The 19,167-nt window shown below is 70.8% G+C and carries 16 protein-coding genes and 2 pseudogenes; 11 read left to right on the forward strand and 7 right to left on the reverse strand.

What is annotated here, in order from left to right; genetic code table 11:
* Nucleotides 1-152 precede the first annotated feature (152 nt).
* Nucleotides 153-608, forward strand: coding sequence for a tellurite resistance TerB family protein (locus ACFUJR_RS30100; protein WP_383180308.1), 456 nt, complete (start codon nt 153-155; stop codon nt 606-608).
* A gap of 204 nt (nt 609-812) precedes the next feature.
* Here ACFUJR_RS30100 and ACFUJR_RS30105 read toward each other — a convergent pair whose 3' ends face one another.
* From ACFUJR_RS30105 to ACFUJR_RS30115, 3 genes are read right to left on the reverse strand one after another with little or no spacing between them, the layout of a single operon-like run.
* Entirely contained in the window at nt 813-1,178 is a 366-nt protein-coding gene (locus tag ACFUJR_RS30105; protein ID WP_383180305.1) for a hypothetical protein, read from the reverse strand.
* A gap of 59 nt (nt 1,179-1,237) precedes the next feature.
* A complete protein-coding gene (locus tag ACFUJR_RS30110; protein WP_383180302.1) occupies nt 1,238-2,173 on the reverse strand; it encodes a M56 family metallopeptidase in 936 nt (311 codons plus the stop codon).
* A 4-nt stretch (nt 2,174-2,177) separates the two neighbouring features.
* Nucleotides 2,178-2,582 (reverse strand): BlaI/MecI/CopY family transcriptional regulator, encoded by a 405-nt coding sequence (locus tag ACFUJR_RS30115; protein ID WP_383180299.1) that lies wholly within the window; start codon nt 2,580-2,582, stop codon nt 2,178-2,180.
* A 207-nt stretch (nt 2,583-2,789) separates the two neighbouring features.
* On the opposite strand from ACFUJR_RS30115, the gene ACFUJR_RS30120 reads away from it, so the two are divergent.
* Together ACFUJR_RS30120 and tatA are read left to right on the forward strand one after the other, a co-directional pair.
* Nucleotides 2,790-2,909, forward strand: a complete 120-nt coding sequence (locus ACFUJR_RS30120; protein ID WP_383180296.1) for a TerD family protein — start codon at nt 2,790-2,792, stop codon at nt 2,907-2,909.
* A gap of 19 nt (nt 2,910-2,928) precedes the next feature.
* Nucleotides 2,929-3,228, forward strand: coding sequence for a twin-arginine translocase TatA/TatE family subunit (tatA, locus tag ACFUJR_RS30125; RefSeq protein ID WP_383180293.1), 300 nt, complete (start codon nt 2,929-2,931; stop codon nt 3,226-3,228).
* 119 nt (nt 3,229-3,347) lie between these two features.
* Here the strand turns inward: tatA and ACFUJR_RS30130 are convergent.
* From ACFUJR_RS30130 to ACFUJR_RS30140, 3 genes and pseudogenes are all read right to left on the reverse strand, one after another.
* Nucleotides 3,348-4,032: pseudogene (locus ACFUJR_RS30130) on the reverse strand (2-phosphosulfolactate phosphatase).
* Between the two features lie 76 nt (nt 4,033-4,108).
* Nucleotides 4,109-5,092, reverse strand: a complete 984-nt coding sequence (locus ACFUJR_RS30135; protein ID WP_383180290.1) for an NAD-dependent epimerase/dehydratase family protein — start codon at nt 5,090-5,092, stop codon at nt 4,109-4,111.
* Complete coding sequence (locus tag ACFUJR_RS30140) at nt 5,089-5,727, reverse strand: ScbR family autoregulator-binding transcription factor (RefSeq protein ID WP_383180287.1); 639 nt, start codon at nt 5,725-5,727, stop codon at nt 5,089-5,091. Before ACFUJR_RS30140 ends, ACFUJR_RS30135 begins: the two co-directional genes overlap by 4 nt.
* Before the next feature lie 181 nt (nt 5,728-5,908).
* Between ACFUJR_RS30140 and ACFUJR_RS30145 the strand changes: the two genes are divergently transcribed.
* Entirely contained in the window at nt 5,909-6,796 is an 888-nt protein-coding gene (locus ACFUJR_RS30145) for a ScbA/BarX family gamma-butyrolactone biosynthesis protein (protein ID WP_383180284.1), read from the forward strand.
* 232 nt (nt 6,797-7,028) lie between these two features.
* On the opposite strand, the gene ACFUJR_RS30150 is transcribed toward ACFUJR_RS30145, so the two are convergent.
* Nucleotides 7,029-8,567 (reverse strand): MFS transporter, encoded by a 1,539-nt coding sequence (locus ACFUJR_RS30150; protein ID WP_383178032.1) that lies wholly within the window; start codon nt 8,565-8,567, stop codon nt 7,029-7,031.
* A 103-nt stretch (nt 8,568-8,670) separates the two neighbouring features.
* Between ACFUJR_RS30150 and ACFUJR_RS30155 the strand changes: the two genes are divergently transcribed.
* From ACFUJR_RS30155 to ACFUJR_RS30185, 7 genes and pseudogenes are all read left to right on the forward strand, one after another.
* Nucleotides 8,671-9,621, forward strand: coding sequence for a helix-turn-helix transcriptional regulator (locus tag ACFUJR_RS30155; protein WP_383178029.1), 951 nt, complete (start codon nt 8,671-8,673; stop codon nt 9,619-9,621).
* Between the two features lie 234 nt (nt 9,622-9,855).
* Nucleotides 9,856-13,263, forward strand: a pseudogene (gene car / locus ACFUJR_RS30160) (carboxylic acid reductase); the annotation flags it as partial.
* Nucleotides 13,264-13,351: 88 nt separating this feature from the next.
* Nucleotides 13,352-14,050, forward strand: a complete 699-nt coding sequence (locus tag ACFUJR_RS30165; RefSeq protein ID WP_383178026.1) for a 4'-phosphopantetheinyl transferase — start codon at nt 13,352-13,354, stop codon at nt 14,048-14,050.
* 263 nt (nt 14,051-14,313) lie between these two features.
* Nucleotides 14,314-15,486, forward strand: a complete 1,173-nt coding sequence (locus ACFUJR_RS30170) for a 3-deoxy-7-phosphoheptulonate synthase (protein WP_383178023.1) — start codon at nt 14,314-14,316, stop codon at nt 15,484-15,486.
* Between the two features lie 146 nt (nt 15,487-15,632).
* Nucleotides 15,633-16,289, forward strand: coding sequence for an isochorismatase family protein (locus ACFUJR_RS30175; protein WP_383178020.1), 657 nt, complete (start codon nt 15,633-15,635; stop codon nt 16,287-16,289).
* 28 nt (nt 16,290-16,317) lie between these two features.
* Nucleotides 16,318-18,207 carry an anthranilate synthase family protein gene (locus ACFUJR_RS30180; protein ID WP_383178017.1) on the forward strand — a complete coding sequence of 630 codons (1,890 nt, stop codon included), beginning with the start codon at nt 16,318-16,320 and terminating at the stop codon, nt 18,205-18,207.
* 121 nt (nt 18,208-18,328) lie between these two features.
* Nucleotides 18,329-19,167: 3-phosphoshikimate 1-carboxyvinyltransferase (locus ACFUJR_RS30185; protein ID WP_383450934.1), on the forward strand; the 839-nt coding region annotated here is incomplete at its 3' end.

Raw genomic sequence — 19,167 nt, forward strand, 5'->3', positions numbered from 1 at the left:
GTCCCGGTGCGCCGACCGGCTGAAGCGGCCCGCCGAGGCCGCGAGTCAAGGAGTTCCACCTGATAGCTTCTACATAAATGTAGAAGATGAGGGTGGTTCGGACCGTCCCCCATCCGGCCCGGACCCCCGCCGACACGTAACGGAGTTCCGAAATGGCCCTGTGGGACCGCATCAAGGAGTCCGCATCGACGATGCAGACCCAGCTCATGGCGAAGAAGAACGACCTGAAGAGCGGCGCCTTTCGCGACGCGAGCATGGCCATGTGCGCGCTCGTCGCCGCTGCCGACGGCAGCATCGACCCGTCCGAGCGCCAGAAGGTCGCCCAGCTGATCATGAGCAACGAAGTGCTGCAGAACTTCCCGGCGGAGGACCTCCAGCGCCGCTTCGACGACAACTGCAACAAGCTCACGGCCGACTTCGCCTTCGGCAAGGTCAGCGTCCTCCAGGAGGTCGCCAAGGCCAAGAAGAAGCCCGCCGAGGCACGCGCCGTCATCCAGATCGGCATCATCATCGGCGGCGCCGACGGCGACTTCGACAAGGACGAGCAGGCCGTCGTACGGGAGGCGTGCTTCGCCCTCGACCTTCCGCCGCACGAGTTCGATCTGTAGTTCCTCCCACCGACCGGGTGGGGGCCCGCCCGTCGCGGGCCCCCGTCCGGCTCACCCGGCGGGCGACGTACCCAGGGCGGGACGGGTCTTGTATGCGGATCTCGGGTCCGCAGGTCGCCTCGGGTACCGTGCCGCTCGGTTCGAGGATCTGAGCGGCGGTCAGACCGAACGGTCAGCGAGGACGCGAGCAACCACCCCCCTCCATCAGGCCCGGTCCGTCAGCTCCTCCGCGAACACCTGCGACAGCGGCTGCGGCCCCACGTACTGCTGGCAGTTGCACTGCCCTGCCTCGTACCGCAGGGGCTTCTTCGTCTCGTCCCATGCCGTCGGGACCTCGACCCGCTCATGGCACCGGCCTTGCTTGTCGTGCTTGGCGAGGTGATGCGTACACCCGCACACCGGCTCCGGCGTCTTGTGCGCGGCCTCAAGAGCCAGCCGTTCCTGCTTCGCCGCCTCCAGCAGCTCCAGCTTGCGCTCGTGGCGATTGCGCAGCGCGGTACGGACGTTGTCCGCCACCCAGGCGAAGCCGCCCGTCCAGAACAGGATGAGTACCCACCAGAACCAGTCCACCCGTTTCCCCTTCCCCCGGTACCCCCGATCCAGCATAGGACCGGACCGGCTCCGTAGAGCTAGAGCGGGGTCGCCGCCTTGAGAACGAGGAACAGGGTGACGGCCGAGTTCGCGGAGGAAAACGCCGAGACCGTGGTACCGGCCGCGGCCCCCCAGGTGGCCAGGCCCACGGTGGTGAACACGGGCGGCCAGAGGCGGGCGGCGGGAGCGGGTCCCAGCAGGGCGGCCACGCGACGCGGAACCGGTCCGGCGTCCGCGAACCCGGCCAGCGTCTCCACGGGCGCGCCGCGTGAGATGAGCGCTGCCTTGCCGATGGCGCGGGCGACGGTACGGCGGTTGCCGATCACCGTGGCGGCGCTCTCGTCCGCCCAGCGCTCGGTGGTGTAGGTGACGGCCGTACGCAGGGGCCGCAGAAAGGGGTTGGCTCGGGCCGCGAGCTGCACGGCGAGCAGGAAACGGTGGTGACGGGCGTCCAGATGAACGCGTTCGTGGGCGAACAGGGCCCTGCGTTCGGGCGCGCCGAGTTCGGCCAGCATCCCGGACGTCACGACGATGCGGCCACGGCGACGCCGGCCGGGCAGTGCGTAGGCGTACGGAGTCGGGTCCCGGAGCACCGTGACCGGGGACTCCCGTACGCCGTCCAGCGCCCACCAGGCGCGTCGGCGCAGCCGGTGGTGGCGCCAGGCGGACCGCGCGCAGCTTGCGACGACGGCGATCAGGGCGGGGATGGCGGCCCTGCCCGCGATCTCGTCGTACGGGACGGCTTCGCGGACCTCGGGGTCCGACCAGCCGTCCGGCAGCGGGTTTCCGGGCAGCTGCGCGGTGCCGACCACCACGAGCAGCGCGAGGCAGAGGGTGCTGCACACCGCCAGGACCCCGGCGACGACCGACAGGAGCCAGGTCGCGGCGCGTGGGTGCAGATGCTGTTCGGCGAGACGGGCGACAGGCCATGCCGTCAGAGGCAGTACGAGCGGAAGGAAGACGAAGACCCCCATGGCGTCAGCCCTCCCCCTCCTCGGAGTCCTGGGCCAGCAGGTCGCGCAGCAGTCGCTCGTCACGGGGCGAGAGAGCGGTCACGAAGCTGGCCAGCACGGCCTGGCGGTCCGCCTCCGCGTCCAGGACCTTCCGCATCCGCAGCGCCGCGAGACCGGCCTCGTCGGCGACCGCCGTCCACTCGAACGACCGGCCCACCCGCTCGCGGGACACCGCGCCCTTGACGTGGAGGCGAGTCAGGATCGTGATGACCGTCGTATAGGCGAGGTCGCCCCCGAGGCGCTCCTGCACCCAGCCCGCCGTGTGGGCGCCGGACGCCTGCCGCAGCGCGGCCAGCACCTGGGCTTCGAGTTCCCCCTGGCCCCGCCGCCGGGGAGACGCGTCCCGTCCCTCCCGCTTGTGGTCCGTCATACCGCCGCCCTCCCGCCAACTCGACCCGCCACTGCTGGGCGGTTCATCGTACTGAGACGACACGGCTCGGCCCGCTCCTGTTTCCGTGGCGTTGGCGGCGACGTCCTGCGCCGGTGGAACGGTGACTGTCGCGCTCCACACTTCCCGCACCTTCTACATCACTGTAGATTTACTGCCGCCCGAGCGCTACGACCGGGAGAAGACGACATGGGTGTGAGCCTCGCCAAGGGCGACCGCCACGGCTCCGAGTGGAAGTTCCGGGCCGTGGGCCAGGGTTACGCCTCCGGCCTCGCCGTCCTCGCGACCGACTTCGGCGTCGGCGTCTGACAACAGGAAGCGGAGAACAGTGTTCGGAATCAGCGAGATAGCGATCCTCCTGATCGTCGTCATCCTCGTCTTCGGCGCCAGGAAACTGCCCGAGCTCGCCCGCAACGCGGGCAAGGCCGCCCGCATCCTCAAGAGCGAGACCAAGGCGATGAAGACCGAAGGCGCCCCGGAACAGCAGGCCACCTATCAGGTCGCCGAGAGCCGGCCGGCCCAGTACCAGGCCCAGGACCAGGCCCATGCCCGGGCCCACCAGGGCGCCCCCGGCCTCCGCCGGCCCGATGCCTCACCCGGCCCCACGACGGGGAACGGCCGCTCCTGACCGAGGAACCGGCTGACACGGCACGACCCCTCGGTGCCCCGAGGCCCCGGGACGGGCGCCCTGGGCGGTGAGACCTCTCCCTGAGCGGCGCGCCGCAGCGACGGGCCGATCGCCCTGTGTCAGAGCGTGGGCGGTGTGTGGGGACGGAGGGTCATGAGGGGGCCTTCGGGGGTCGCCACCAGGGCGAAGGGGAAGCGGTCCACCTCGAGGCAGAGCCCGACGTCGTCGGGGTGGACCCCCTGGCGTATCCCGTCGATCAGTTCGGCCGCGGCACGTGACTCGGCGGCTCGGCGGAGGAACTCGGCGGGATCCGTCGCCTCGTCGGCGGCCCGCCGGGCCATGTACTGGGCGCACGCCAGGTCCTCGTCCGCCAGGCCGTCCTCACCGGTGACCACGAACGTGACACTGTCGCACGCGCGTGTGCGCAGGACCCGGGCCGTCGCCTCCGCCACCACGAAGCTCGCGCACAGGACCAGCGACGCCTCCTTGACCGCGAGGGCGCCGACCGTCCCCGCGGTGGTCTTCTGCACCACCGTCCGCCCCCCGAGGTCGATCGACCGCAGCATGCCCGGCGAGTTGACGATGTCGAACCCGGGCGCGGGAGGGTCCGTCCTTGAGGGCCACCCAGTCCGGGTGGCGGGCCTTGAGCGCCAGGGCTTCGTCCAGCGACTCGGCGAGAACTATCTTCTCCGCCCCCTGGGCGAAGGCCCAGGGGGCCACCGTGAAGGCGCGCATGACGTCGACCACGACCGCCACGGACGGAGTGCCGGCCAGCTGCTTGATGCCAAGAAATCGAGCGTCCATCCCGCCATGATCGCGTACACCCGACGACCACGGCGGCTGTTCGGGACAGGGTCCTTCGCCGTGCCCTGCGCCCCCGCTACCGCGCCGCCCCCGCCACCCTCCGTTCGGCGAGGAAGGCGCGATACCAGGGTGCCGCCGCCGCGAGGCGGGTCAGGGGGCCCGGGCCCGGAGGGCAGGACGTCGTGTGCCAGATGTCCTCGGAGACGTACCAGTGGTCCTGGGCGAGCAGCGAGAACTGACGCTCGCTCATACGGCCCGGTGTGTCCCGCAGTCGGTCAAGGCAGGTCTCCCACGGCCAGTCCTCATCGGCCGCGGGCAGGACGTCCAGTGCCGCCAGCTCCGCCATCAGGTCGCCGTTGGCGACGGGCCGGGGATGGCTCGCGTGGTGGATTCCGGGCGCCGGCGCCTCCGGTGCCGTCGCCAGGGTGGTGATCAAACGCGCCAGGTCGTCCACGTCCACCAGCGACAGCAGCCCACGGCCGCCGTCCCATCGGGCCGGGACACGTTCGAGCAGCTCCGCGAGGGCGGGCACCACCCAGCGGTCGCCCGCGCCCAGGACGAGCCCGGGGCGCAGCACTGTTCCGCCCGCGGCCAGCACCGGCGCCTCGCCGGCCAGCCGGGTGCGGCTGGCGGGTGAGACCGGGGCGGGCACGATCTCGTCCACCGCGATCCCGCGGTGCGGGCCCGGTCCGTAGACCGCGGCGGTGGACAGGTGGACGATACGGTCCACGCCCCGGCGGACGGCCTCGTCGACCAGGGCCGCCGTGCCCTCGACGTTCACCGCGGCGCACTGGGCCTCGTCGCCGGAGATGCGCGAGGCGAGGTGGATCAGGACGTCCGCCCCACCCGCCGCCGTACGGAGCGACTCCCGGTCCGTCAGGTCGACCGGGGTCCATGTCACCCCCGGCGGGGCGGAGGCGGGCGCGGACGCCGAACGGCCGAGGGCGCGGACCGAGAGCGCGCGACCGGTCGCGCGCGCGGACTCGGTCAGTCCGTGCAGGACACGTGAGCCCACGAACCCCGTCGCCCCGGTCAGTACGACCCGAAGGGGACGGCTCACGTGGCGCCCACCGCGTCGCCCACCGTGTCGCCCTCGGGGATCCGCAGGCCGGTGATGACGGAGGCCGGCGCGAGGGCCGGCAGCAGACAGCGCCACATGTCGGCGATCCGACGGGGCAGGTCCGCGCGGCCGGTGGAGAGCTGCGACATGACCTGCGTACCGGTGTACGCGGCGACCAGGAGCTGCGCGAACGCCGCCTCGTCCACGCCGTCGAGCAGCTGGTCCTTCTGGCGGGCCACGACCAGCTCCTGGTGGAAGCGGTCGGCCCACCACTCGTAGATCGAGTACTCCTGCTTGCCCACCACCCCCTGCTCGACCGCCAGTCGGACACCCGCCCGCAGCAGGGTGTTGCGCTGCATCTCGACCGCGAGATAGCCGGTCATGTCCAGGAGTTGCTGGAGACCGCCCTCCCCCTCGGGGAACTTCAGGTCCGCGGCCTGTTCGAGGATGACCGCGCGGGCCAGCCCCTCCTTCGACCGGAAGTGGAAGTACACGGCGCCGGCCGTGACGCCCGCCCGCTCAAGGATCTTGGTGATGCTCGCGCCGAGGTACCCGGCTTCGTCGAACACTTCCGCCGCGGCCCGGAGTACCAGCTCCCGCGTGCGGATTGCCCGTTCCTGCCTGTGTTCCGCCACTGGCCCGTTACCTCGTATTACCTCGACAAAGAAAAAGAGTGACCACTATCTTATGTGAGCGGACGGTCGAGACACCAGTGCTCCGACCCCGCAATTGTTGTGGAACAGTCAGGGGAGAACTGTTGTGCTTCCGATAGACCTTGCGCGAGGCCGGACGACCACCGGTCCCGTGCCTGTGCCGATGTCGTACACCCATAAGACGAATCCCGCCGAGGTGCTCCTCGTCAGCTGGCACCGGACGGGGGACGACACCTTCACCGTCACCGCCCGATGGCCATGTGAGCACGCTTTCTACCTGACCCGGTTGGGACGGCACGACCCCCTCCTCCTGACGGAGACGGTGCGCCAGACGCTGCCGTTGCTGTCGCACGGCGCGTACGACGTCCCCTTCGGGCACCAGTTGCTCTGGAGGGACTTCGGGTGGGACGCCGACCCGGAGGCGCTGCGGGTCGACGGGGGCGCCGACGCCGAGATCGAACTCCACATCACCGCCTCGGACGTGAAGTACCGCAGGGAACGGGCGACGGCCGTCACGCTCTCCGTCGCGGCCGAGCGCGCGGGACGCCGACTGGCCACCGCCCGTACCGGTTTCACGATCCAGGACCGGGCGGTCTACGAGCGGCTGCGTGGTCGGTACGCCGACATCGAGAGCGCGAACGCCCGGGTCCTGCCGCTGCCGCCGCCCTCTCCGGCGCAGCAGACGGGCCGCGACCGCTTCCAGGACGTCGTGCTCTCGTGCACCGACGCCCCCCTCCGCTGGCAGCTGCGGACGGACACCTCCCACCCCGTCCTCTTCGACCACCCCGTCGACCACGCCCCGGGCATGCTGCTCCTGGAGGCCGCGCGCCAGGCCGCGCAGGCCGCGGCGCATCCGCGGCAGACCCTGGTCGTCGGCATGCAGTGCGACTTCAGCCGGTACGCCGAACTCGACGCCCCGTGCTGGGTCACGGCCAAGGCCCTGCCCCGCGACCTGGACGGGCGGCCTCGCATGCTGATCACGGCGGACCAGAACGACGAGGAGATCTTCACGTCGGTCGTCACGCTGTACGAGGTGCCGGCGGCCCGCTGACGGCACCGGCCTCTCACACTCCTGGGCCCGGACGGCATCTGACCGTCCGGGCCCGGCCGTATGCCGCTCGCCCGCGCGCCTGGCGATTCTCGCCCGTGCCCGGCGGCCCGGAGAACGACCGTGCCCCGGTCCGCAGGGGGGAGGCTGCGGACCGGGGCACGGCCGTTCATGGGGTGCGCCTGGTGATCGGGGAACCGGCGGACGACGAGCCCGCGCCGCCGGGCCCGGTGTCTCAACGAGGCGTGCTCTCCACCCGGTCGGCCTTCCGCTCGACCGGGGCGGCCGAGGCGTCGGCCGGGGATTCCGCCACCGCCTCGGTCCTGGGCAGCCAGCGAAGTGCCAGGACGCCCAGCGCGACGTGCAGGAGGCTGGCCACCGCCACAGCGGCGTGAAGGCCGGTGACGAAGGCGGACTTCGCGTCCGTGACCACCGCGGAGGCGAGCCCGGGCAGCTGCAGGGTCTCGTCGAGCGTGGGAGCGAGGTCGGGTCCCTGGAGCCGGAAGAGCAGCGCGGCGAGGGAGCCGATGAGCGCGATGCCGAGGGCGTTGCCGATCTCGTTGCTGGTCTCGGCGATCGCGCCGGCCGAACCGGCCCGCTCGGCCGGGACCGCGCCGACCGCGGTGTCGGCGACGACGCTGAAGGAGATGCCGTAACCGAGGCCCGCGATGGACGTGGACGCGATGTACCAGCCGACGCCGCCGGTGATGGTGGTGGGGAGCAGGAAGAGCAGCCCTGCCGCGATGGAGAAGTGGCAGATGATGAGGATCGTCCGCTTGCCGACGCGGTCGACGAACATCGGCGTGACGACACAGGTGACGGTGAGGACCACGGCGCCGGGAAGTGCCAGGAGTGCCGCCTGCAGGACGGGAAGGTCCAGGACGGACTGGAGGTAGACGCCTGACAGGTAGGCCGCCGCCGACCAGGCCGCGAGCGGCAACAGGCCCGTGATGATCGCGACGGTGAAGACCCGGTCGCGGAAGAGGGAGAAGTCCATCAACGGGTGTTCGAGGTGCCGCTGCCGGCGTACGAACAGGGCCAGCAGCACGATGCCGGCCAGGCCCACCAGGACGGAGAACAGCGAGAACCCCTCGGCGGCCGCGTGCTTGAGGCCGTACACCAGGCCCAGGAGGCCGGCCGCGGAGGCCGCGACGCTGAAGGCGTCGATGCGGCCTGGACGGGTCGTGCTGACTTCACGCAGCAGGACGGGGGCGAAGATCAGGAAGAGAGCGATGACGGGCAGGTTGATGAGGAAGACCGAGCCCCACCAGAAGCGTTCCAGCAGGATGCCGCCCGCGACCGGGCCGATGGCGAAGCCCGCCGCGAAGGCCGCGGCGAAGATGCCGATGGCCTGCGCCCGCCGGCGCGGGTCGGTGAACAGCTCGCTCAGCACGGCCAGCGCCGACGGCAGCAGGGTCGCGCCGGCCACACCCATCAGCGCGCGGGACGCGATGAGGAGTTCCGCGCTGGGCGCGAAGGCGGAGGCCGCGGACGCGAGGCCGAAGACGGTCGCTCCGATCATCAGCAGCTTCAGCCGGCCGTACCGGTCGCCGATGTTGCCGAACGCGATCAGCAGCGAGCCGACCGCGAAGCCGTAGATGTCCAGGGTCCACAGGGCCTGGTCGGCCGTGGGTGTGAGGTCCTGGCTGACCCGGGGCATCGCCAGGTACAGGATCGACCCGTCCATGGAGACCAGCAGGACGGGCCCGAGTACGACCAGCAGTCCGAGCCACGCACGCAGGCCGGGTGAGTTGTGTGAGTGCTGTTCCGACATGACTCGACCGTCGGCCATGGCCATGTCCACAGCCACCCCCCTGCTGGGGGTACACCTGACAGGTATACCCAGCCGTGCACGCGTTCGGCATACGCTTGCAGTCGTGGAGAGCCTCGGAACGTTCCTGAAGAGCCGCCGTGACCGGGTCACCCCGGACGAGATCGGGCTGCGCACCCATGGCACCGGGCGCCGCGTTCCCGGGCTGCGGCGGGAAGAGCTCGCCCAGCTCGCCGGAGTCAGCGCCGGCTACTACACGCGGCTGGAGCAGGGGCAGGCCGAGACGGCGTCGGAGCAGGTGCTCGACGCGCTGGCCCGGGCGCTGCAGCTCGACGCGACCGAGACGGTGCACCTGCACAACCTCGCCCGGCACTCGGCGACGCCACGGCTTGCCGAGCCCCCGGCGGAGGAACCGCACAAGAGGGTCCTGGCGCTCCTGGAGTCCCTGGGCGAGGCCACGCCGGCGATCGTCCTGGGCCGCCGTGGAGACGTGCTCGCGTGGAACCGCAGCGGGCACGCGCTTCTCGCCGAGCACATCGGCTTCGAGACGCCGGACGATCCGGAGCGTCGACCGTCGATCCCCCGGATGTTCTTCCTCGATCCGGTCACGCGTGACCTGTACAGCAACTGGCACACGCTCGCCCGCGCCCATGTGGCGTACCTCCGGCTGACGGCCGGCCGCTACCCCACCGACGCGCGACTGGCGGGGCTGATCGGCGAACTCACCATGCGCAGCGACGACTTCTCCGCCCTGTGGGCGAACCGGGACGTCGCGGACTGCACCACGGGAACCATGCACATCCAGCACACGACCGTGGGTGCCGTGAGCGTGGACTACCAGGTCTGGTTGCAGCCCGACAGCCCCGACCACCGTCTCGAGGTCTACACGCCGAACGACGCGAGTTCCGCCGACGGGTTGCAGGTCCTGACCCACCAGAGCCAGAACCGTCAGAGCCAGAACCCTCAGAGCCAGAACCCTCAGAGCCAGAACCAGCACCAGATCCAGGTCCAGATCCACCAGAGCGACCGCTGCGCCGAATCCCTGCGGGACGACTGAACTCGGCCGAAGCGCCGATGCCGTACGGTATCGGCGCTTTCTCGTGTGCCCGCAATTCCCTTTCCGACAGGGCGGATCTGCCGTGCGGTCTCCTTTTGTGCGACGGACCTGACATAGACGTTCTTCGGCTTGGCCCACGGGGTGCCCGAGTCGGTAGCGTCGCGTCGCGAGCAGGGGTGGCGAATTCGATGATCCCTTTCCTCGCGATCAGGTCCGTACACGACGCGGAGACCAAAAATGCGACTTGCGCAAGTGATGGAAAACGTAATGGTCCGCTACGCGGATCGGCCTGCGATCGGTGAACGGGCCAGGGAATTCGTGCGGGACCCCGGGACCGGCCGCGTCTCGTACCGTCTGCTCCCCCGGTACGAGGAGACCAGTTTCGGCGAGCTGTGGGCACGCGTACGCGCGGTGGCGAACGAATGGCACGGTGACGCGCAGCATCCGCTGAAGCCGGGCGACCGCGTCGCCATGCTCGGCTTCTCCAGCGGCGGCTACACCGTCATCGACCTGGCGTGCACGTACCTCGGGTTCGCCAACGTCCCGCTCCAGACCAGTTCGCCGGCGTCGCAGCAGGGAGCCATCGTCGACGAGACGGAGTCCCGCCTCGTGGCCGCGAGCGTCGAGCGCCTGGACCGGGCGGTCGAGCTCGCTCTGGGGAGCCCGTCGGTCGAGCGGATCCTGGTGTTCGACTTCCACGAGGAGGTCAGCGACCACATCGACGCGCTCGGCGAGGCGCGCGGCCGTCTTCAGAGCGCCGGCCGTCCCGTGCGCGTCGACTCCCTTCCCGAGGTGCTCCGCCGGGGCGCCGGTCTTCCCGATGCGCCGCTCTTCGTCCCGGCCGACGGCGACGACCCGCTGGCGATGCTCATCTACACCTCGGGCAGCACGGGAACGCCCAAGGGCGCCATGTACACCGACCGGCTGACCAGCGCGATGTGGGGCGGTGCGTGGTCGAAGCTCTTCTCCGAGGGCCAGACGGTCACCTTCAGCTACATGCCGATGAGCCATGTCGCCGGCCACTCCTCGCTGAAGAACACCCTGGCGCGGGGCGGCATCACGTACTTCACGGCCAGGAGCGACCTGTCGACCTTCTTCGAGGACATCGCGCTGGCGCGCCCGACGGAGCTCTCACTGATACCGCGCGTCTGCGAGCTGATCTTCCAGAAGTACCAGAGCGAACTCGATCGCGTGACCGCGGCGGGCGGCGGCGACCGTGCCGCACTCGAAGCGCAGGTCAGGGCGGACATGCGGAGGGATCTGCTGGGCGGCCGGGTCGCCTGGGCCGGCTGTGCCTCCGCTCCCCTGTCCGCCGAGCTGACGGTGTTCATGGAGTCGCTCCTCGGCATCGAGCTGCACAACATCTACGGCTCCACCGAGGCCGCCGCCGTCTCGGTCGACGGAGAGATGCTGAGCCCCCCGGTCATCGACTACAAGCTGGTCGACGTTCCCGAACTCGGTTACTACCTCACCGATTCGCCGCATCCGCGCGGAGAGCTCCTGCTCAAGACCGACGCCCTGATTCCCGGCTATTACAACCATCCGGAGCTGACGGCCGAACTCCTCGACGAGGAGGGCTTCTACAAGACGGGCGACATCGTCGCCGAGATCGCTCCGGGACGCCATTCCATCATCGACCGCCGTAAGAGCGTACTGAAGCTCTCCCAAGGCGAGTTCGTGGCGACCGCGCGCCTGGAGGCGATCTTCGCCTACAGTCCTCTGGTCCGTCAGATATTCGTGTACGGGAACAGTGAGCGGTCCTATCTCCTGGCGGTCGTCGTTCCTTCCGTGGACGCCCTCGCCCGTTTCGGCGATCGCGTGGAGGAACTGCAGCAGCAGCTCAGCGATTCCTTCGTTCGGGTCGCGAAGGAGGAGGGGCTGAACTCCTACGAGATTCCACGCGAATTCCTGGTCGAGACCGAGCCGTTCAGCCAGGACAACGGCCTGCTCTCGGATCACCGGAAGCTTCTCCGTCCCCGTCTGCTGGAGCGGTACCGGGAGCGCCTCGAAGAGCTGTACGCGGACATCGCCGCGCGCGAGAACGAGCAGCTGCTGGACGTCCGTCGCGGTGCCGCGGACCGGCCCGTCCTCGAGACGCTCCAGCGTGCGGCGCAGGCGCTGCTGACGGGCTCGGGGGTCGAGGTGAGCCCCTCGGCGCACTTCAGGGACCTGGGTGGCGACTCGCTCACCGCGGTGGCGTTCTCCGACCTGCTCGACGACGTCTTCGGGGTACGGGTCCCGGTGGACATGATCATCAGTGCGGCCACCGACCTCCAGCAGATGGCCGACCACATCGAGGCCAAGCGCGGGACCGCGGCGAACCGGCCCGGCTTCGCCGCGGTGCACGGGCAGGGAAGCCGCGAGGTCCGGGCCGCGGACCTCACCCTGGACAAGTTCATCGACGAGGAGACGCTCGCCGCGGCCGAGCGGCTGGCCCTTCCCGCCGGTTCGCCCCGTACCGTCCTGTTGACCGGGGCGAGCGGATACCTCGGGCGCTTCCTCTCGATGGAGTGGCTGGAGCGGCTGGAGAAGACCGACGGGCGGCTGATCTGCCTCGTCCGCGGGAAGGACGTGGCGGCTGCCAGGAAGCGCTTCGAGGAGTCGTTCGCCGGCGGCGACGGGCAGCTGGCCCGGCGGTTCGAGGACTTGGCCGCCGACCATCTGGAGGTCGTGGCGGGCGACATGGCGGAACCGCAGCTGGGGCTGAGCGACCGTACGTGGCAGAGGCTCTCCGAGGAGGTGGACCTGATCGTCCACGCCGGTGCGCTCGTCAACCATGTGCTGCCGTACAACCACCTGTTCGAGGCCAACGTGGTGGGAACCGCCGAGCTGGTCCGCCTGGCGCTCAGCGGACGGATGAAGCCGTTCACGTACATATCCAGCGTGGCCGTCGCCACCTCCCGGAACCCCGCCCTGGGCGAGGACCCCGACATCAGGCAGGCGCTCCCCGTCCAGCCGGTCGACGCGGGCTACGCCAGCGGCTACGCGACGAGCAAGTGGGCGGGCGAGGTCCTGCTGCGCGAGGCGCACGACCTGTGCGGCCTCCCGGTCACGGTGTTCCGGTCGAACATGATCCTCGCCCACAGCCGATACGGCGGTCAGCTCAATGTCCCCGACATGTTCTCCCGGCTCCTCTTCAGCGTCCTGGCGACCGGTATCGCCCCCGCGTCCTTCTACCGCGCCGACGGTACGGGCAAGCGGCCGAGGGCTCACTACGACGGGCTCCCGGTGGACTTCACCGCCGCGGCCGTCGTGTCGCTGGGTGGACAGGTCACCGGCGAGTACCGGACGTTCAGTCTGGTGAACCCGCACGACGACGGGATCTCGCTCGACACCTTCGTCGACTGGCTGAGTGAGTCGGGCCGTCGCATCGAAAGGATCGACGACTACGCGGACTGGCTCGACCGGTTCGAGACGGCCATGCGGGCGCTTTCCGAGGAGCAGCGGCATCATTCGTCGCTGCCGCTGATTCACGGATTCAAGGAACCGGAGACCGCGGTGCGTGGATCCGACATTCCCTCCGAGCGATTCCGTGCCGCGGTGCAGGCGGCCAAGGTCGGGGCCGACGCGGACATTCCGCACATCTCCCCGTCGCTCATCGAGAAATACGCCCGGGACCTGACGTCGCTCATGACTGTGTGAATCGACCTCTCACACGGTCCGGCGACCGGCACACACGCCGATTCGGCAAAGACATTCGACGCCGACGAAGAGTCCCTGCCGAATCGGCGTGCCCTCGATTCACAGCACCGAGGTCGCGTTGATCGAAAATCTGCTGCCCTCGCGCACGGTGTCCGCCGAGAAATTCGAGGACGTCGCGGGGGACCCTCTCTTTCCTTCCGAGCGTCGGGTGATCGCCACGGCGGGCATCGCGCGACGCCGGGAGTTCACCACCGTCCGGTCCTGCGCCCGCACGGCCCTCGCGCGGCTCGGCGTGCCCGCCGCGCCGATCCTGCCCGACGCCGAGGGCGCTCCGCGGTGGCCTGCCGGCGTCGTCGGGTCCATGACCCACTGCGCGGGCTACCGCGCCGCGGCCGTGGCCCTGGCGTGCGATGTCGCGGCGGTCGGCATCGACGCCGAGCCCGATGCGCCGATCCCCACCAGCGGCGCCCGCGCGCTCGTCACCGTGGACGAGGAACGCGCCCACCTCGCGGAACTGGGTGGGCGCCGGCCCGATGTCAGCTGGGACCGTCTGCTCTTCAGCGCGAAGGAGAGCGTCTACAAGGCCTGGTATCCGCTGACCGGTCGAGGGCTGGAATTCGACCAGGTACTGATCACCGTCTCTCCCGGTGACGGCACGTTCTCCGCCCGTCTGCTCATACCGGGACCCAGAATCGGCGCACGCCGAATCCGTGGATTCGCGGGCCGCTGGAGGCGGTCCCAGGGGCTTCTCCTCACGGCCGTCACCGTGAACTCCGAGCGCACTTGACGTACTCCTCGGGCCGTCGTTGCGTGGCCCGTTCCGTCGACCCGATAGTGAAGCTCGAACGATCGACGCAAGCGCCGCGACGAAGCGCGCGGCACTCTCCGGGATTACTCATGGTCCGCCGGAATCCGCCTGTGAACCGCTGAATACCGCGTTGTCCGGACGGAGCCCGCCGACAGACACCCGTCCGTGCCCGTGCCCCACTGCGAATTTGACCACGTCCGCTCCTGCCCGGATTCGCTCCGGCATGCTCGCTGAGGGAATCGATGATCGACATTCAGTCCTACCTCCGGTCCATACCCGCGCTGCAGCAGCCCGACTGGGAAGGCCACGCCTCCCTGGAAGAGGTCCGTACGGATCTCGGGCGGATGCCGGCCCTCGTGGACGCCGACGCCGTGCGCCGTCTGCGCGCCCTGCTGATGGAAGCGGCCGCGGGACATCTCCAGGTGATCCAGACCGGCGACTGCGCCGAGGACCCGGCCGAGGCCACGCCCGAGGACGTCACACGCAAGGCCGCGCTGCTCGACGTGCTGGCCGGGACCATGAAGCTCGCCTCGGGCAAGCCCGTCATCAGGGTGGGAAGGATCGCCGGGCAGTACGGCAAGCCCCGCTCCTCCCCGACCGAGACCGTCAACGGGACCCGACTCCCCGTCTACCGCGGGCACATGGTCAACCGTCCGGAGCCGGACGCGGTACTGCGCCGGCCCGACCCCCGTCACCTGCTGAGCGGCTACCGGGCCGCGAGCGACACCATGCACTACCTGGGCTGGCGCGGCACCGCCACCCGGTCCGAGCTCGAGGTGCCCGTGTGGACCAGCCACGAGGCGCTGCTCCTCGACTACGAGCTTCCGCTGCTGCGCCGTGAGCCGGACGGCTCGCTGCTGCTGACGTCCACGCACTGGCCGTGGGTGGGTGAACGCACCCGGCAGCTGGACGGCGCCCACATCGGGCTCCTGGCCGCGGTCTCCAATCCGGTCGCCGTCAAGGTGGGCCCGACCATGACGCCCGACCAGCTCCTCGCCCTGTGCGAGCGCCTGGACGCCCAGCGGCGTCCCGGGCGGCTGACGCTGATCGCGCGCATGGGTGCCGACAACGCCGGCGAGCGGCTGCCCGCGCTGGTCGAGGCGGTCGCCCAGGCCGGTCACCCGGTGCTGTGGCTGTCGGACCCGATGCACGGGAACACGGTCTCCAGCCCCGAGGGGCTCAAGACACGCCTGGTGCGGACGGTCGTGCGCGAGGTCGAGAACTTCCAGGCCGCGGTGAGCCAGAACGGCGGCGTCGCGGCGGGCCTGCACCTGGAGACGACCCCGGAGACCGTCACCGAGTGCGTCATGGACGAGTCGGGCCTCGACCGCCTCGGCGACAAGTACCTCAGCTTCTGCGACCCGCGCCTCAATCCGCAGCAGGCCATCGACGTCGTCTCCGCCTGGCGGGGATGAACGCGGCGCCGTACGGCGGCGCGCACTCGTCCGTACCCGTGGACCGCCTCCTGTCCGGCCGGGCGGGCCACGTCACCCACCGCACGAACCGACCGTGGTCGGCGCTGCCACGCTCGGCCCCCAGCGAAGAGAGGACCGACCGGCCCATGCCCGGTATTCCCCCGATCGAGCCCTACCCGATGCCCCAGGAGGGCGAGCTGCCGGAGAACACCGTCAGCTGGCCCGTGGACCCCCGGCGTGCCGTCCTGCTGCTCCACGACATGCAGGAGTACTTCCTCAAGCCGTTCCCGCGCTCCGAGGCGCCCGGCGACGCGCTGGTCGGCAACACCGCGCTGCTGCGCGAACGGTGTGCCGAGCTCGGCGTCCCCATCGCGTACACGGCACAGCCCGGCGGCATGACGCCCGAACAGCGCGGACTGCTGAAGGACTTCTGGGGGCCGGGGATGAATCCCACGCCCGAGCACCGCAAGGTGGTCGAGCCCCTCGAACCGGGCCTCGGCGACTGGACGTTCACGAAGTGGCGCTACAGCGCCTTCTTCAAGTCCGACCTGCTGGAGCGGATGCGGTTCCACCAGCGCGACCAGCTGATCATCTGCGGTGTGTACGCGCACGTGGGCGTCCTGATGACGGCGGTCGAGGCCTTCACCAACGACATCAAGCCCTTCCTGGTGGCGGACGCCGTGGCCGACTTCTCGGCCGAACACCACCGGCTCGCCCTCGACTACGCGGCACAGCGCGCGGCCCGCGTCGTGTCCGCCAAGACCGTGCTGAGCGAACTCGACGCGGGCGGCGCGGCGCTCTGATCGCGCCCCACCGCCGAAAGGAATCCCCATGGCAAGGCAGGACAGCGCGCACGACCTCCTGGCACGCATCCTCGACGGCTCCGCCGGCGCGTTCGCACTGATGCACCGGCCCGAGACGGTGGACCCGGACACCCTGGAACTGCTGGCCGGCGACGTGACGGAGCTCGCGTCGCTCGCCGACCTCGACCTCCCCTCACAGGACCAGGAGGGCACGGGCGCCCGCACGGAGCTGCTCACCCTCATCCCCTACCGTCAGCTCGCCGAGCGGGGCTTCGCCGCTCCCGACGACGGCGCGCCGCTGCTGGCGATGGCGGTGCGCGAACAGGCCTCGGTGCCGCTGCGCGCGACGCTTCCGCTGCTGCCCGACGAGCCGGTGAAGGTGACCGACGGCCACTTCGACGTCGACGACGAGGCCTACGCGGAGATCGTGCGGCGGGTCGTCGCGGACGAGATCGGCACCGGTGAGGGCGCCAACTTCGTGATGCGGCGCTCGTTCACGGCGCGGCTGCCCGGGTTCGGCCTGCCCGCGGCGCTGTCGTTCTTCCGCCGCCTGGTGCAGCGGGAGGCGGGGGCGTACTGGACGTTCCTCGTGCACACCGGCGAGCGGACGTTCGTGGGCGCCACTCCGGAGCGGCACATCAGCGTCCACGACGGTACGGCCGTGATGAACCCGATCAGCGGCACCTACCGCTACCCTGCGGCCGGCCCGGACCTCGACGGCGTCATGGAGTTCCTCGCCGACCCCAAGGAGGCCGACGAGCTGTACATGGTCGTCGACGAGGAACTCAAGATGATGGCCCGGATCTGCCCGGAGGGCGGCCGGGTGGTGGGCCCCTATCTCAAGGAGATGGCGCGGCTGGCGCACACCGAGTACTTCATCGAGGGCCGGACCGACCGCGACGTGCGGGACATCCTGCGCGAGACGCTCTTCGCGCCGACCGTGACCGGCTCCCCGCTGGAGAGCGCCGCGCGGGTCATCAGCCGGTACGAGCCCCAGGGCCGGGGCTACTACAGCGGTGTGGCCGCCCTGATCGGCCGAGACGCCGCCGGTGGCCGCACCCTGGACTCCTCGATCCTGATCCGTACCGCAGACATCGACGACGAGGGCATGATGCGGATCGGGGTGGGCGCGACCCTGGTACGCCACTCCGACCCGGAGTCCGAGGTGCACGAGACCCGGGCCAAGGCGGCCGGACTGCTCGCCGCGCTCGGCGACCCGGAGCCCATCCGGTTCGGTGCGCACCCCGCGGTCCGCGAGGCCCTCGACGAACGCAACGAGCGCATCGCCGACTTCTGGCTCAAGGACCAGGGGACGCGTGACGGCACGGGCGGTCCGCTGTCCGGCCGCCGTGTGCTGGTGATCGACGCCGAGGACACCTTCACGGAGATGATCGCCCATCAGATCCGTTCGCTGGGCGGCGAGGTGAGCGTACGGCGCTTCGACGAGCGCTACTGCTTCGACGAGCACGACCTGGTCGTGATGGGCCCCGGCCCCGGCGACCCGCGCGAGACGAACGACCCGAAGATCGCGCACCTGCGGTCGGCGGTGGCCCAGCTCCTGGAGGAGCGGCGGCCGTTCATGGCGGTCTGCCTCAGCCACCAGGTGCTCAGCACCCTGATCGGGCTCGACCTGGTGCGCCGGCCGACGCCCAACCAGGGTGCCCAGCACGAGATCGACCTCTTCGGCACGCGGGAGCGGGTGGGCTTCTACAACACCTTCGCCGCGCACTCCGCGGGGGACTCGTTCGAGCACCCGGTGCACGGACGCGTCGAGGTCAGCCGCGACCCGGGGACGGGCGAGGTGCACGGTCTGCGGGCGGCCGGCTTCGTGTCCATGCAGTTCCACGCCGAGTCCGTACTGACCGTCGACGGACCCCGGATCATCGGCGGCCTCCTCGCGGAGGTGGCCGGCGGCTGACCGCGGGCGGCCTTCCGTACCTCGGCCGCACAGGGCGGGACGGCCGTCGGAACGCCCGGGGTGTGCGGCGATCCCACCCGGACCGCCGCACACGCGGCGGCCGTACTCGCAAAGGACAGCCATGACCATCGCCGTACCGGCGACCCCCGCCCTGCACGCCCGGATACCGGGGTCGAAGTCGCTCACCAACAGGGCGCTGCTGCTCGCGGCGGCCGCCGACTCGACGAGCGCCCTCGGCGCCCCGTTGGTGAGCGACGACACCACGGCCTTCCGCGAGGCCCTCCGGGGGCTGGGCGTCCGTATCGACTCATCCGACGACGACGGCGTCTGGAACGTGACCGGCCTGGGCCAAGGCCCGGTCGGCGCGGGCACCGTCTGGTGCGCGGACGCCGGTACGGCGGCCCGCTTCCTGCCGCCCTTCGCGGCCACGGGCCACGGCGACTTCGGCTTCGAGGGCTCCGACCAGCTCACCGCCCGCCCCGTGGCCCCTCTCGCCGACGCCCTGCGGCGGCTGGGGGCCGAGGTCACCACCGGGCCCGGCGGGCGCCTGCCCCTGCGGGTCCGCTCGCAGGGGCTCGACGGCGGCGCGCTGACCGTCGACTCCACGCTCAGCAGCCAGTTCCTGACCGGGCTGCTGATGGCGGGCCCGCTGATGCGCCGGCCGCTGGCGCTGACCGTGCCGGAGCTCGTCAGCCGGCCGTACATCGACATGACGATCGCCCTGATGCGGCGGTTCGGCGCCGAGGTGGACGAGAGTGCGCCCGGCGAGTTCACCGTCCGTCCGACGGGCTATCGCGGGGCCGATCTGCCGATCGAGCCCGACGCCTCGACGGCCTCGTACGTCTTCGCCGCCGCGGCGGTCACCGGGGTGAGCGTGCGCGTGCCCGGTCTCGGCCGGGGCAGCCTCCAGGGCGATCTGCGCTTCACCGAGGTCCTCGCCCGCACCGGCGCCCGGGTGGA

Origin of the sequence: Streptomyces sp. NPDC057271, from assembly GCF_042668715.1 — a bacterium.
Lineage (GTDB): Bacteria > Actinomycetota > Actinomycetes > Streptomycetales > Streptomycetaceae > Streptomyces.